Origin of the sequence: Actinosynnema sp. NPDC023658 (assembly GCF_040639995.1) — a bacterium.
In the GTDB taxonomy this organism is placed as follows: domain Bacteria; phylum Actinomycetota; class Actinomycetes; order Mycobacteriales; family Pseudonocardiaceae; genus Actinosynnema.
This window is the reverse complement of sequence record NZ_JBFAAX010000025.1, coordinates 1-13,392: the sequence shown is the minus strand read 5'-3', so window position 1 is coordinate 13,392 and position 13,392 is coordinate 1. Positions and strand designations below refer to the sequence as shown.

General features: G+C 68.2%; 23 protein-coding genes and 1 pseudogene. All 24 read left to right on the top strand.

Going from position 1 to position 13,392, the window contains the following annotated elements; genetic code table 11:
• The first annotated feature begins 55 nt into the window (after positions 1-55).
• A complete protein-coding gene (gene rplN, locus AB0G02_RS05655; RefSeq protein WP_033436721.1) occupies positions 56-424 on the top strand; it encodes a 50S ribosomal protein L14 in 369 nt (122 codons plus the stop codon).
• Between the two features lie 2 nt (positions 425-426).
• Positions 427-741, top strand: coding sequence for a 50S ribosomal protein L24 (gene rplX, locus AB0G02_RS05650; RefSeq protein ID WP_360789828.1), 315 nt, complete (start codon positions 427-429; stop codon positions 739-741).
• Positions 741-1,304 carry a 50S ribosomal protein L5 gene (gene rplE, locus AB0G02_RS05645; protein WP_053715227.1) on the top strand — a complete coding sequence of 188 codons (564 nt, stop codon included), beginning with the start codon at positions 741-743 and terminating at the stop codon, positions 1,302-1,304. Before rplX ends, rplE begins: the two co-directional genes overlap by 1 nt.
• 3 nt (positions 1,305-1,307) lie before the next feature.
• Positions 1,308-1,493, top strand: a complete 186-nt coding sequence (locus AB0G02_RS05640) for a type Z 30S ribosomal protein S14 (protein ID WP_033436724.1) — start codon at positions 1,308-1,310, stop codon at positions 1,491-1,493.
• A 127-nt stretch (positions 1,494-1,620) separates the two neighbouring features.
• Complete coding sequence (gene rpsH, locus AB0G02_RS05635; RefSeq protein WP_033436725.1) at positions 1,621-2,019, top strand: 30S ribosomal protein S8; 399 nt, start codon at positions 1,621-1,623, stop codon at positions 2,017-2,019.
• A gap of 17 nt (positions 2,020-2,036) precedes the next feature.
• Positions 2,037-2,576 carry a 50S ribosomal protein L6 gene (gene rplF, locus AB0G02_RS05630; protein ID WP_360789824.1) on the top strand — a complete coding sequence of 180 codons (540 nt, stop codon included), beginning with the start codon at positions 2,037-2,039 and terminating at the stop codon, positions 2,574-2,576.
• Between the two features lies 1 nt (position 2,577).
• Positions 2,578-2,976 carry a 50S ribosomal protein L18 gene (gene rplR, locus AB0G02_RS05625; RefSeq protein ID WP_360789821.1) on the top strand — a complete coding sequence of 133 codons (399 nt, stop codon included), beginning with the start codon at positions 2,578-2,580 and terminating at the stop codon, positions 2,974-2,976.
• A 49-nt stretch (positions 2,977-3,025) separates the two neighbouring features.
• A complete protein-coding gene (gene rpsE, locus AB0G02_RS05620) occupies positions 3,026-3,631 on the top strand; it encodes a 30S ribosomal protein S5 (protein WP_106616824.1) in 606 nt (201 codons plus the stop codon).
• 2 nt (positions 3,632-3,633) lie between these two features.
• Positions 3,634-3,819, top strand: coding sequence for a 50S ribosomal protein L30 (gene rpmD / locus AB0G02_RS05615; protein ID WP_033428588.1), 186 nt, complete (start codon positions 3,634-3,636; stop codon positions 3,817-3,819).
• Positions 3,816-4,259 carry a 50S ribosomal protein L15 gene (gene rplO / locus AB0G02_RS05610; RefSeq protein WP_312869553.1) on the top strand — a complete coding sequence of 148 codons (444 nt, stop codon included), beginning with the start codon at positions 3,816-3,818 and terminating at the stop codon, positions 4,257-4,259. Before rpmD ends, rplO begins: the two co-directional genes overlap by 4 nt.
• A 199-nt stretch (positions 4,260-4,458) precedes the next feature.
• Positions 4,459-5,055 carry a LysE family translocator gene (locus AB0G02_RS05605; RefSeq protein WP_360789817.1) on the top strand — a complete coding sequence of 199 codons (597 nt, stop codon included), beginning with the start codon at positions 4,459-4,461 and terminating at the stop codon, positions 5,053-5,055.
• 253 nt (positions 5,056-5,308) lie between these two features.
• Positions 5,309-6,619, top strand: a complete 1,311-nt coding sequence (secY, locus tag AB0G02_RS05600) for a preprotein translocase subunit SecY (RefSeq protein ID WP_360789814.1) — start codon at positions 5,309-5,311, stop codon at positions 6,617-6,619.
• Positions 6,619-7,170, top strand: a complete 552-nt coding sequence (locus AB0G02_RS05595) for an adenylate kinase (RefSeq protein ID WP_360789811.1) — start codon at positions 6,619-6,621, stop codon at positions 7,168-7,170. Before secY ends, AB0G02_RS05595 begins: the two co-directional genes overlap by 1 nt.
• A gap of 50 nt (positions 7,171-7,220) precedes the next feature.
• The gene (gene map, locus AB0G02_RS05590; RefSeq protein WP_360789808.1) at positions 7,221-7,994 is read left to right on the top strand and encodes a type I methionyl aminopeptidase; all 774 of its coding nucleotides are present in this window, start codon (positions 7,221-7,223) and stop codon (positions 7,992-7,994) included.
• Positions 7,995-8,189: 195 nt separating this feature from the next.
• Positions 8,190-8,645 carry a DUF1707 domain-containing protein gene (locus AB0G02_RS05585; protein ID WP_360789806.1) on the top strand — a complete coding sequence of 152 codons (456 nt, stop codon included), beginning with the start codon at positions 8,190-8,192 and terminating at the stop codon, positions 8,643-8,645.
• 33 nt (positions 8,646-8,678) lie between these two features.
• Entirely contained in the window at positions 8,679-9,068 is a 390-nt protein-coding gene (locus AB0G02_RS05580) for a DUF1707 domain-containing protein (RefSeq protein ID WP_360789803.1), read from the top strand.
• Between the two features lie 160 nt (positions 9,069-9,228).
• The gene (gene infA, locus AB0G02_RS05575) at positions 9,229-9,450 is read left to right on the top strand and encodes a translation initiation factor IF-1 (RefSeq protein WP_005166804.1); all 222 of its coding nucleotides are present in this window, start codon (positions 9,229-9,231) and stop codon (positions 9,448-9,450) included.
• A gap of 53 nt (positions 9,451-9,503) precedes the next feature.
• Positions 9,504-9,617: a 50S ribosomal protein L36 gene (gene rpmJ / locus AB0G02_RS05570; RefSeq protein WP_010148647.1), complete on the top strand. Its 114-nt coding sequence runs from the start codon at positions 9,504-9,506 to the stop codon at positions 9,615-9,617.
• Positions 9,618-9,831: 214 nt separating this feature from the next.
• Positions 9,832-10,212, top strand: coding sequence for a 30S ribosomal protein S13 (rpsM, locus tag AB0G02_RS05565; RefSeq protein WP_360789800.1), 381 nt, complete (start codon positions 9,832-9,834; stop codon positions 10,210-10,212).
• A gap of 34 nt (positions 10,213-10,246) precedes the next feature.
• A complete protein-coding gene (gene rpsK / locus AB0G02_RS05560) occupies positions 10,247-10,654 on the top strand; it encodes a 30S ribosomal protein S11 (RefSeq protein WP_015105236.1) in 408 nt (135 codons plus the stop codon).
• 23 nt (positions 10,655-10,677) lie between these two features.
• Positions 10,678-11,283: a 30S ribosomal protein S4 gene (rpsD, locus tag AB0G02_RS05555; protein ID WP_233825463.1), complete on the top strand. Its 606-nt coding sequence runs from the start codon at positions 10,678-10,680 to the stop codon at positions 11,281-11,283.
• A gap of 157 nt (positions 11,284-11,440) precedes the next feature.
• Positions 11,441-12,493, top strand: a complete 1,053-nt coding sequence (locus AB0G02_RS05550; protein WP_123745287.1) for a DNA-directed RNA polymerase subunit alpha — start codon at positions 11,441-11,443, stop codon at positions 12,491-12,493.
• Positions 12,494-12,551: 58 nt separating this feature from the next.
• Positions 12,552-13,124 (top strand): 50S ribosomal protein L17, encoded by a 573-nt coding sequence (gene rplQ, locus AB0G02_RS05545; RefSeq protein WP_360789797.1) that lies wholly within the window; start codon positions 12,552-12,554, stop codon positions 13,122-13,124.
• A 59-nt stretch (positions 13,125-13,183) separates the two neighbouring features.
• Positions 13,184-13,392: pseudogene (locus tag AB0G02_RS05540) on the top strand (tRNA pseudouridine(38-40) synthase TruA); the annotation flags it as partial.

Genomic DNA, 13,392 nt, shown 5'->3' with positions numbered 1-13,392 from the left:
CCGAGCCCGTCAGGTCGGAAATCTGGCGGGCCAGGAATGGTCAAGGAGCAGGTAAGTGATCCAGCAGGAGTCGCGGCTGCGCGTCGCCGACAACACCGGTGCGAAGGAAATCCTCTGCATCCGTGTTCTCGGTGGCTCGGGCCGCCGCTACGCGGGCATCGGGGACATCATCGTCGCGACGGTGAAGCAGGCCATCCCGGGTGCCGGCGTCAAGAAGGGCGACGTCGTCAAGGCGGTCATCGTCCGCACCGTCAAGGAGAAGCGCCGTCCCGACGGCTCTTACATCCGGTTCGACGAGAACGCCGCGGTGCTCATCAAGAACGACAACGAGCCGAGGGGCACCCGCATCTTCGGCCCCGTCGGCCGTGAGCTGCGCGACAAGAAGTTCATGAAGATCATCTCGTTGGCGCCGGAGGTGCTCTGACCATGAAGGTGAAGAAGGGCGACACCGTCGTGGTTATCGCCGGCAAGGACAAGGGGGCTCGCGGCAAGGTCATCATGGCCTACCCCGCTGAGAACCGCGTCCTGGTCGAGGGCGTCAACCGCATCAAGAAGCACACCCGGATCTCGCAGACCGAGCGCGGCGCGCAGTCGGGCGGCATCGTGACGCAGGAAGCCCCCATCCACGTGTCGAACGTGATGGTGGTCGACTCGGACGGCAAGCCGACCCGCGTGGGCTACCGGACGAACGACGAGGGCAAGCGGGTCCGCATTTCCCGTCGTAACGGGAAGGACATCTGATGACCACCGTTGAGAAGACCCTGCCGCGGCTCAAGGTCCGCTACCGCGAGGAGATCGTCGCCTCGCTGCGCGAGCAGTTCGAGTACGCCAACGTCATGCAGATCCCGGGCGTGGTCAAGGTCGTCGTGAACATGGGTGTCGGCGACGCCGCCCGCGACGGCAAGCTGATCGAGGGTGCCGTCAAGGACCTCTCGATCATCACCGGCCAGCGGCCCGAGGTCCGCCGGGCCCGCAAGTCCATCGCGCAGTTCAAGCTGCGCGAGGGCATGCCGATCGGTGCGCGCGTGACGCTGCGCGGCGACCGGATGTGGGAGTTCCTGGACCGCCTGCTGACGATCGCGCTGCCCCGCATCCGCGACTTCCGCGGCCTGTCGGGCAAGCAGTTCGATGGCAACGGGAACTACACGTTCGGCCTCAACGAGCAGTCGATGTTCCACGAGATCGACCCGGACGCGATCGACCGTCCCCGCGGCATGGACATCACCGTGGTGACGACCGCGACCAACGACGACGAGGGCCGGGCGCTGCTGAAGCTCCTGGGCTTCCCGTTCAAGGAGAACTGACAGATGGCCAAGAAGGCGCTGATCAACAAGGCCGCGGCCAAGCCGAAGTTCAAGGTGCGGGGTTACACCCGCTGCCAGCGTTGCGGTCGCCCGCACTCGGTGTTCCGCAAGTTCGGCCTGTGCCGGATCTGCCTCCGCGAGATGGCGCACCGGGGCGAGCTGCCCGGTGTGAACAAGTCCAGCTGGTAAGTCCGGCTCGGCGGCAGGTTTTTCTAGACTCATCACTTCGCTGTAGGCCCGTCCACGACCAGCCGGCCGCAAGGCCGGCTCGGACCCTGGCTGGGGAACCGCAGCGAGAAAGGTTGACCAGGTCACCATGACGATGACCGACCCGATCGCAGACATGTTGACGCGTCTGCGGAACGCGAACTCGGCTTACCACGACAAGGTCGTGATGCCGCACTCGAAGTTGAAGGCCAGCATCGCCGAGATCCTCAAGCGCGAGGGCTACATCGCGAGCTACCGCGATGAGCAGGGCGACGTGGCCAAGAACCTGGTTATCGAGCTGAAGTACGGCCCGAACCGGGAGCGCAGCATCGCCGGCCTCCGCCGCGTGTCGAAGCCCGGTCTGCGCATCTACGCGAAGTCGACCAACCTGCCGAAGGTGCTGGGCGGTCTGGGCGTCGCGATCATTTCGACCTCTGGTGGTCTCATGACCGACCGCCAGGCCAACAAGTCGGGCGTGGGCGGAGAAGTCCTCGCCTACGTCTGGTGAGGAAGGGGGACTAGGCAATGTCGCGCATCGGAAAACTGCCGATCACCGTCCCCTCCGGGGTCGACGTGAACATCGATGGCCAGGCTGTGAGCGTCAAGGGCCCCAAGGGCACCCTGTCGCTGAACATCGCCGAGCCGATCATCATCGAGAAGGCCGACGACGGCACCCTCGAGGTGAAGCGCCCGAACGACGAGCGTCGCAGCCGCTCGCTGCACGGCCTGTCGCGCACCCTGGTGCAGAACATGGTCGTCGGCGTCACGCAGGGCTACGAGAAGAAGATGGAAATCCACGGCGTCGGTTACCGCGTGGCGCTGAAGGGTTCCGACCTGGAGTTCGCGCTGGGCTACAGCCACCCGGTGAAGGTGGAGGCCCCCGAGGGCATCACCTTCGCGGTGGAGACCCCGACCCGCTTCTCCGTGTCGGGCATCGACAAGCAGCTCGTCGGCGAGGTCGCCGCCAACATCCGCAAGCTGCGCAAGCCCGACCCGTACAAGGGCAAGGGCGTGCGCTACTCGGGTGAGAAGATCCGCCGCAAGGTCGGAAAGACGGGTAAGTGACATGAGCGAGACTGCAACGAAGCGCAAGCCTGTGGGCAAGGACATCTCGACCACTCGCCGCGTCGCCAAGACCCGCCGTCACTTCCGCCTCCGCAAGAAGGTCAGCGGCACGGCCGAGCGCCCGCGCCTGGTGGTGCACCGGTCGTCGAAGCACATCACCGTGCAGATCATCGACGACCTCGCCGGTCGCACCCTGGCCGCGGCTTCCTCCGTGGAAGCGGACGTCCGGGCGATCGACGGCGACAAGAAGGCCCGTGCGGCGAAGGTCGGCCAGCTGGCCGCCGCCCGTGCCAAGGACGCCGGGATCACCAAGGTGGTCTTCGACCGGGGCGGCAACGCCTACCACGGTCGGATCGCCGCTCTGGCCGATGCCGCCCGCGAGGCGGGGCTGGAGTTCTGACAATGAGCCTTATCTTTGGGCAAACGAACCGAATTGAGAGGGACGCCTGATGCCAGGACGCACGCGTCGCGAAGGCGGCGGGGGCGAGCGCGGAGAGCGCCGCGACCGCCGTGACGGTGGCCGCGGCGGAGCGGCCCAGGAGAAGACCCCGCACCTGGAGCGCGTGGTCGCGATCAACCGCGTCTCCAAGGTCGTCAAGGGTGGTCGTCGCTTCAGCTTCACCGCCCTCGTCGTGGTCGGTGACGGCGACGGCATGGTCGGTGTCGGCTACGGCAAGGCCAAGGAAGTCCCCGCGGCGATCGCCAAGGGTGTGGAGGAGGCGAAGAAGAACTTCTTCCGCGTCCCCCGCATCGCGGGCACGATCCCCCACCCGATCCAGGGCGAGAAGGCGGCCGGTGTCGTCATGCTCCGCCCGGCTTCGGCCGGTACCGGTGTCATCGCCGGTGGCGCGGTCCGCGCGGTGCTGGAGTGCGCCGGTGTCCACGACGTGCTGAGCAAGTCGCTGGGCTCCGACAACGCCATCAACATCGTGCACGCCACGGTGGCGGCCCTGAAGGGCCTCCAGCGTCCCGAGGAGGTGGCCGCCCGTCGCGGTCTGCCGATCGAGGATGTGGCTCCCGCCGGCATGCTCCGTGCCCGTGCAGGGGCGGTGTGACCATGGCCCAGCTCAAGGTGACCCAGGTCAAGAGCAGCATCGGTACCAAGCACAACCACCGTGAGTCCCTCCGGACCCTGGGGTTGCGCAAGATCCGCCAGTCGGTGGTCCGCGAGGACACGCCGCAGGTTCGCGGCCTGATCCACGCCGTGCGCCACCTGGTGGTCGTCGAGGAGGTCCAGTCGTGACCATCAAGATCCATGACCTGCGTCCGGCACCCGGCGCCAAGACCGCGAAGACCCGTGTCGGTCGCGGTGAGGGCTCCAAGGGCAAGACGGCCGGTCGCGGTACGAAGGGCACCGGCGCGCGGAAGAACGTCTCCCCGCGCTTCGAGGGTGGCCAGATGCCGCTGCACATGCGCCTGCCGAAGCTGAAGGGCTTCCGCAACCCGTTCCGCACCGAGTACCAGGTGGTGAACGTGGGCGACCTCGCCCGGGTGTTCCCGGACGGCGGTCGGGTGGACGTGGACGCGCTGATCCACGCGGGCCTGGTGCGCAAGAACGAGCTCGTGAAGGTCCTCGGCAACGGTGACCTGGACGGCGTCAAGCTCGACGTCGTGGCGAACAAGTTCTCCGGCAGCGCGGTCGAGAAGATCGCCGCCGCCGGTGGCACCACCACCGTGCTCTGACGCACGAAGCACCGCCGAACGGCCCCGGAGCCTCCCGCTCCGGGGCCGTTCGCGTGCGCGGGGCCGGTTCGATCGAGACGGCGGGTTTTTGACGGTTGCCGGCGGCCTCGGCGGGTGTCCCGGGGGTGGATCGGCCCTGCTGGGACGGGCGTTCGCCCAGGGCGTAAAACCGGTTGGCGGTCCGGGTTAGCGTGCCCGCATGTGGCTCGCGGTCTTCTTCGGCGCGTCGGTGCTGGTCGCACTGACCCCTGGCGCGAACAACCTGCTCGGGATGCACCACGGGGTCCACCACGGCCCGTTGCGGGCCGCCACGGCCCTCCTGGGCCGTCTTGCGGCCTTCTCCCTGATGGTCGCCGCGGTCGTGGCGGGCCTCGGGCCCGTGCTGGCCGCCAGCCGGACCGCGCTGACCGTGATCAAGTGGGCCGGTGTGGCGTACCTGGTGTACCTCGCCGTGCGCATCCTGATGACCCGGGAGCGGGGTGAAACGCCGGCCAGGCGGGGCAGCCCGCTGCGCAAGGAGTTCCTGGTGGCGATCACCAACCCCAAGGCGCTGCTGATCTTCACCGCGTTCGTGCCCCAGTTCGTCGACCCGGCGCGCGGCCCGGTCGCGCTGCAGCTGGCGACCCTCGGCGCGGTCTACCTGGCGGCCGAGGCGCTGGCCGGCGTCGCCTACGTGGTGGTGGGCGCGGGCATCCGGAAGTCCGGGTTGAGCAGGCGGGCCGAGGCCCGGTTGGACAAGGCCACCGCGGCCGTCCTGCTGGGCGTGGCGGGGGTCCTCGCGACCGGCAGAACTTGATCCATTCGGGGGCTTGCCGGCGGCCGTAGTCGATCGGGTACGAAGTGTGAGGGAAGACTGGCTACGGCGATCGGCCAAGCGACTGTTAAAGTCGCGGGCTGAACCCGGATGCCCTCCGGGTCGGTCGCGGCTATCCGTCGCTTCCGCCACCGTCGGCGATGGTCGACGGCACGTCCGCAAGACTGTGCCGGCAACACAGCCGGTACCGCAGGATGCCGACCCCAGCGGGGCGGCAACGCTGATGGAGGTTCGCGTGCTCGGCGCATTCCGCTCGGCTCTCGCGACGCCGGACCTACGCAAGAAGATCCTGTTCACACTCGGGATCGTCGTGGTGTACCGGTTGGGCGCCACCATGCCCGCGCCGGGCGTCTCCTTCAAGAACGTCAAACAGTGCGTCGAGCAGGTCGACCAGCAGGGGATCTACTCGCTGATCAACCTGTTCAGCGGTGGCGCGCTGCTGAACTTGTCGATCTTCGCGCTCGGCATCATGCCGTACATCACGGCGAGCATCATCATCCAGCTGCTCACCGTGGTGATTCCCCGGTTCGAGCAGCTGAAGAAGGAAGGGCAGGCGGGTCAGAACAAGCTGACGCAGTACACCCGCTACCTGACCATCGCGCTGGCGGTCCTGCAGTCCACGGGCATCATCGCCCTGGCCGTGCGCGACCAGCTGTTCGCCAACTGCAGCGTGCCCGTCATCCCCGACGAGAGCATCTTCAACCTGGTCGTCCTCGTGGTCGTCATGACCGCGGGCACCAGCGTGATCATGTGGCTCGGTGAGATCATCACCGAGAAGGGGATCGGCAACGGCATGTCGCTGCTGATCTTCACCGGCATCGCGGCGCGCATCCCGGTCGAGGGCAAGGTCATCTTCGACCGCGGCGGCCTGACGTTCTTCCTGGTCTGCGTCGCGGCCCTGGTCATCATCGCGAGCGTCATCTACGTGGAGCAGGCCCAGCGCCGCATCCCCGTGCAGTACGCCAAGCGCATGATCGGCCGGCGGATGTACGGCGGCACGTCGACCTACCTGCCGCTGAAGGTGAACCAGGCCGGTGTCATCCCGGTCATCTTCGCCTCGTCGCTGCTCTACCTGCCGGACCTCATCTCCAGGCTGACGTCCTCCTCCGACGGTTCCGCCCCCGGCTGGTGGAACACCTTCGTGGCGACGCACCTGGTGAGCCAGTCCAGCCCGATCCACATCGCGCTGTACTTCCTGCTGATCGTCTTCTTCACCTACTTCTACGTCGGCATCACGTTCAACCCGGACGAGCGTGCCGATGAGATGAAGAAGTTCGGTGGGTTCATCCCGGGTATCCGACCGGGTCGACCCACCGCCGAGTACCTCCGCTTCGTGTTGGGGCGGATCACGCTGCCGGGCTCGCTCTACCTGGGCATCGTCGCCATCCTGCCGAACCTGTTCCTCGACCTGACCGGTCAGGGCCAGAACCAGAACTTCCCGTTCGGCGGCACGGCGGTGCTGATCATGGTCGGTGTCGGCCTCGACACCGTGAAGCAGATCGAGAGCCAGCTCATGCAGCGCAACTACGAAGGGTTCCTCCGCTAGTGCGACTCGTTCTCGTCGGCCCGCCCGGTGCGGGCAAGGGCACCCAGGCCAAAACGCTCAGCCGCGAGCTCGGCGTGCCGCACATCTCCACCGGGGACCTGTTCCGCGCCCACATCAGCGAGCAGACCGATCTGGGCAAGGAGGTCCAGGAGTACCTGGACTCGGGTGAGCTGGTGCCGGACGAGGTCACCAACGAGATGGTGCGCGTCCGACTGGCCCAGCCGGACGCCACCGGTGGCTTCCTCCTCGACGGCTTCCCGCGCAACACCGCCCAGGCGGGCGTGCTGGGCGAGATGCTGACCGCCGACGGCCACGTGCTGGACGCGGTGCTGGAGTTCCGGATCGACGAGGACGTCGTGGTCGAGCGGTTGCTCGCCCGCGGGCGCACGGACGACAAGGAAGACGTGATCCGGCACCGGCAGCAGGTGTACCGGACGGAGACCGCGCCGCTGCTCGACTACTACGCCGACATCGTCGTGACGATCGACGCGGACGGCGAGGTCGACGAGATCAGCGAGCGCGCCCTCCGCGCGTTGCGCGACCTGAAGTGAGCGGTGGACTTGTCGATGCGCTGCGTCGGGTCGTCCCCGGTCGGGACCGCATGATCGAGATCAAGAGCCGCGGCCAGCTCGAGGCCATGAGGGCCGCCGGGCTGGTCGTGGCGCGCACGCTGGCGCTGCTGGCCGCGCACGCCAAGGCCGGGATCAGCACCGCCGAGCTGGACGAGATGGCGGAGCAGAACATCCGCGACTCGGGTGCGATCCCGTCGTTCAAGGGCTACCACGGGTTCCCGGCGTCGATCTGCGCGTCGGTGAACGAGCAGGTGGTCCACGGCATCCCCAGCCGCACGCAGGTGCTGGCCGAGGGCGACCTGATCTCGATCGACTGCGGCGCGATCCTGGACGGCTGGCACGGCGACTCGGCCATCACCCTGCCGGTCGGTGAGGTGACCGAGGCGGAGCTGAAGCTGTCCGAGGCGACCCGCGCGTCGATGCTCGCGGGCATCGAGGCCGCGGTGGTCGGCGGGCGGCTCAGCGACGTCTCGTTCGCCATCGAGTCGGCCACGATCCTGGCCGGCGAGCAGCACGGCGTCGACTACGGGATCGTCGAGGGCTACGGCGGCCACGGCATCGGCACGAAGATGCACATGGACCCGTTCCTGCCCAACCACGGCAAGCCCGGCAAGGGGCCCCGCCTGAAGCCCGGCATGGCGATCGCGATCGAGCCGATGCTCACGCTGGGCACCGAGCGCACGGTCGAGCTGGACGACGGCTGGACCGTCATCACCGCGGACGGCTCGCGCGCCGCGCACTGGGAGCACTCGGTGGCGATCACCGACGACGGCCCCTGGGTGCTGACCGCGCTGTCGGACTGACCGGCGCAGACGTCGGTGGAACGCCATCACCCCCCGGGGTGGTGGCGTTCTTCCGTTGACGGGGTCGACCCGACGGGGGGGCCGGGCGGTGGCACGTCCCGCGGGGCGGGCCCGGCCGGGATTCCGACGTCCGGCGGCGGGGAAGCGGGGGCTAGCCCCCTGTCCCGGGACCGGCCGCCGGGTCACGATGGAGGGGTGACCCAGCCTGTGCGGCCCGAGGACATGCGGGCCTCCGACGCCGAACGCGAACTGGTCCAGCAGTTCCTGCAGCGCGCGCACGCCGACGGCAGCCTCGACCTCGCGGAGTTCGACGCCCGGGTGGTGCGCGCCTGGCGGGCCAGGACCCGGGGCGAGTTGGCGGTCCTCACGGCCGACCTGCCGACCGCGGCCCCCGCGCCGCCCGTCCCCCTCCTCCCGCCTTCGCCCAGAAGAGTGAAAAAGAGCGGCGGGCGCACCGCGTTGAAGGTGCTCACCACCATCTGGATGAGCGTCAGCGCGCTCAACTTCGCCATCTGGCTGCTCGTCAGCGTCCTCACCGTCGACCTCGTCTACCCGTGGTTCCTCTGGGTGGCCGTCCCCTCGGGGACGGTCCTCGGCGTCCTCTGGTGGAGCACCGGCAACCCGGGGCCGCGCGCCGACCCGCAACGGTAACGCTGTTACTATTGCCTTCGAGGAGGTGGCGGCGTGAACGAGTCCTTCACCCGTGCGGCGGACAACGACCGGGCCGCGGTGGCCGAGGAGCTGTCCCGCGCGCACACCGAGGGCAGGCTGACGCTGTCGGAGTTCGACGAGCGCACCCGGGCCGTCTACCAGGCACGGACGTACGCGGAGCTGAGCGCCCTGACCGCCGACCTGCCCCGCGACGCGCCCGCTCCCGTGGAGCGCCGGCCGAACGTCCTGGCCAGGGTTGTCACCGGCGCGTGGTTCGCCGCGAGCGCGATCAACTTCCTCGTCTGGGGGATCATCAGCCTGTCCCTGGGCGAGGCCCTCTACCCTTGGTGGATCTGGGTCGCGGGGCCGTGGGGCCTGGTCGTCCTGGCCGGTCACGCGGGCCGATTTGGGCGTTCGCGCTGACCCGCGTACTATGGACGGGTGGCGCACACGTCGCGCCGGTTCCGCCATGCCCGGGGATCTCTTCTCCGCAGCTGGCAGGGTTCGCAAGGGCCTGAGGGAGTCGGGGCGCCGCGTGCCCGCACTCCGGAAGTTACACCCACCGTCACGAAACGCGGAGGACATGGGCAAGAAGGACGGGGCCATTGAGGTCGAGGGCCGCGTAGTCGAGCCGCTCCCCAACGCGATGTTCCGCGTCGAGTTGGAGAACGGTCACAAGGTCCTGGCACACATCAGCGGCAAGATGCGTCAGCACTACATCCGCATCCTCCCCGAGGACCGGGTTGTCGTGGAGCTCTCGCCCTACGACCTGTCCCGCGGGCGCATCGTCTACCGCTACAAGTGACCTCCGGGGCGCCCCAGCACGGGCGCACCGGCTGACGCAGGAGAAGCTCAGGCGTGAAGGTCCAGCCGAGCGTCAAGAAGATCTGCGACAAGTGCAAGGTGATCCGCCGTCACGGCCGGGTCATGGTGATCTGCGAGAACCTGCGCCACAAGCAGCGCCAGGGCTGACCAGACCAGCACGAGTCGAGTCTTCACCGGACGCGACACGAGTAAGCCTCCTCGCACCTGCCCCACCAAGAACCTTTGGCGGGCACACCCCCGGACTCCAGGCCGGGGCCGGGACACCGGTCGCGAGAGCGACCGGAACTGACACAGCGAGTCAGTCCCGGGACCGGGCGAGGAGCAGACCTGGAGCGACACCACTGTTAGGAGCAAGCGCCGTATGGCACGACTCGCTGGCGTCGACCTCCCCCGCGAGAAGCGGTTGGAGATCGCGCTGACCTACATCTTCGGCATCGGACGCACGCGGTCCAAGGAAGTGCTGACCGCGACCGAGCTGTCCCCCGACCTCCGGGTCAAGGACCTCGGTGACGCCGAGCTCGCGAAGCTGCGGGACTACATCGAGAACAACTTCAAGGTCGAGGGTGACCTCCGCCGCGAGGTTCAGGCCGACATCCGCCGCAAGATGGAAATCGGCACCTACCAGGGGCTGCGCCACCGTCGCAACCTGCCCGTCCGCGGGCAGCGCACCAAGACGAACGCGCGCACCCGCAAGGGTCCGAAGAAGACCGTGGCGGGCAAGAAGAAGGCCGGTAAGAAGTAAACCTCGCGTCTAGCAAGTAGGAGTTCACCCAGAAATGCCACCCAAGTCCCGTACGGGCGCCGGGGTCAAGAAGGTCCGGCGCAAGGAAAAGAAGAACGTCTCGCACGGCCAGGCGCACATCAAGAGCACGTTCAACAACACCATCGTGTCCATCACGGACCCGCTGGGCAACGTGATCAGCTGGGCGTCCGCCGGCCACGTCGGCTTCAAGGGCTCGCGCAAGTCCACGCCCTTCGCCGCGCAGATGGCAGCCGAGAACGCCGCCCGCAAGGCCGCCGAGCACGGCATGCGCAAGGTGGACGTGTTCGTGAAGGGTCCCGGCTCCGGCCGTGAGACCGCGATCCGTTCGCTGCAGGCCGCCGGCCTCGAGGTCGGCACCATCCAGGACGTGACCCCGCAGCCCCACAACGGCTGCCGCCCGCCCAAGCGGCGCCGGGTCTGAGGCACGGGGAGGAGTAAGACAACATGGCTCGCTATACCGGACCGGCCACTCGCATCTCGCGCCGTCTCAAGGTCGACCTCGTCGGCGGGGACCAGGCGTTCGAGCGTCGTCCTTACCCGCCCGGCCAGCACGGCCGCGGTCGGATCAAGGAGTCCGAGTACCTGCTGCAGTTGCAGGAGAAGCAGAAGGCCCGCTACACGTACGGCGTCCTGGAGAAGCAGTTCAGGCGCTACTACGAGGAAGCGGTTCGTCGTCCCGGCAAGACCGGTGAGAACCTGCTGCAGATCCTGGAGTCCCGGCTCGACAACGTGGTGTACCGCGCGGGTCTCGCGCGCACCCGTCGTCAGGCCCGCCAGCTGGTCAGCCACGGTCACTTCATCGTGAACGGCCACAAGGTCAACATCCCGAGCTTCCGGGTGTCGAAGTTCGACATCATCGACGTGAAGCCGAAGTCGCTGCCCACGCTGCCCTTCGAGGCCGCGCGTGCTTCCTTCGGTGACCGTCCGATCCCGGCGTGGCTCCAGGTCGTGCAGTCCAACCTGCGCATCCTGGTCCACCAGCTGCCGGAGCGGGCGCAGATCGACACGCCCGTCACCGAGCAGCTCATCGTCGAGCTCTACTCGAAGTGATCCTCCTGGAGGGGCCCGCCAGGAGAAATCCCGGTGGGGCCCCTCCAGTCGGGTCCCGCGGCGGCACGGAATGGTGTGCCGCATGCGTTTGCCGGTCTCCGCGACCGGTTCCCACGACGTCAAATAGCGGGCGTCGGGGTTAGAGAGGAAGAACCCAGTGCTGATTTCCCAGCGCCCCTCGCTCAGCGAGGAAGCGGTCAACGAGACCCGCTCCCGGTTCGTCATCGAGCCGCTGGAGCCGGGCTTCGGCTACACCCTCGGCAACTCGATTCGCCGCACCCTGCTGTCGTCCATCCCCGGCGCGGCCGTGACCAGCATCCGCATCGACGGTGTGCTGCACGAGTTCACGACCGTCCCCGGTGTGAAGGAAGACGTCACCGACATCATCCTCAACCTCAAGGAGCTGGTCGTCAGCTCCGAGGAGGACGAGCCGGTGACCATGTACCTGCGCAAGCAGGGGCCGGGCGCGGTGACCGCGGGCGACATCGTGCCTCCGGCCGGTGTCACCGTGCACAACCCCGACCTGCACATCGCCACCCTGAACGGCAAGGGCAAGCTGGAGATCGAGCTCGTGGTCGAGCGCGGTCGCGGTTACGTCCCCGCCGTGCAGAACAAGCAGGCCGGTGCCGAGATCGGCCGCATTCCGGTCGACTCGATCTACTCGCCCGTCATGAAGGTGACCTACAAGGTCGAGGCCACCCGTGTCGAGCAGCGGACCGACTTCGACAAGCTGATCCTCGACGTCGAGACCAAGCCGTCCATCACGCCGCGCGACGCCGTCGCGTCGGCGGGCAAGACGCTGGTCGAGCTGTTCGGTCTCGCTCGCGAGCTGAACGTCGACGCCGAGGGCATCGAGATCGGCCCCTCGCCCGCCGAGGCGGACACCATCGCGGCGTTCGCGATGCCGATCGAGGACCTGGACCTCACCGTCCGGTCCTACAACTGCCTCAAGCGCGAGGGCATCCACACCGTGGGCGAGCTGGTCTCGCGCAGCGAGGCGGACCTGCTGGACATCCGCAACTTCGGCGCGAAGTCGATCGACGAGGTCAAGATGAAGCTCGTCGGCCTCGGCCTCGCGCTGAAGGACAGCCCCCCCGGGTTCGACCCGTCGGCCGCCGCGTCCGACTACCCCGCCGAAGGCTGGGGCACGGACACCGCCGTGGACACCCACGACGACGGCCAGGACTACGCGGAGACCGAGCAGCTCTGAGGTCGCTTAGCGGCCGGGCCGGAGCAGAGGATCAGAAAGAAATCCGAGGAGCAATTCGATGCCCACCCCCACCAAGGGACCCCGTCTCGGGGGCTCGCCGGCCCACGAGCGGCTGATGCTGGCCAACCTGGCCACGTCCCTGTTCACCCACGGTCGGATCACGACCACCGAGGCCAAGGCGAAGCGGCTGCGCCCGTACGCCGAGAAGCTGATCAGCAAGGCGAAGGTCGGTGACCTGCACAACCGTCGCGAGATCCTCAAGGTGATCCGCGACAAGGACATCGTGCACAAGCTGTTCGCCGAGATCGGCCCGCAGTTCGCCGACCGCCCCGGTGGCTACACCCGCATCACCAAGACGATGCCGCGCAAGGGCGACAACGCGCCCATGGCCGTGATCGAGCTGGTCGCGGAGCAGACCGTCACCTCCGAGGCCGAGCGCGCCCGCAAGACCAAGTTCGCCAAGGACGAGGCCAAGGCCACGACCGAGGAGACCAAGGTCGACGAGGTGGAGGACCAGGACGCCGAGGCGCCCGAGTCCGCCACGAAGGACGCCGCGGAGGAGCCCGCCGAGGGCGCCGACGACGCGTCCGCCGAGGACGCGAAGTCCGAGGACAAGAAGGACGAGTCCTGACGGACGCGAACTTCACCGACGAGCCCGTCGCCCCCGCTGGGGACGACGGGCTCGTTCGTGTGCGACTGGACCTGGCCTACGACGGCACGGAGTTCTCCGGGTGGGCGCGGCAGCCCGACCGCCGCACGGTGTGCGGGGTGCTGGAGGACACGCTGTCGAAGGTGCTGCGCGAGGACGTGCGGCTGACCGTGGCGGGCCGCACGGACGCCGGTGTGCACGCGTCCGGTCAGGTCGCGCACGTCGACCTGCCACCCGCGGTGGACGTGGC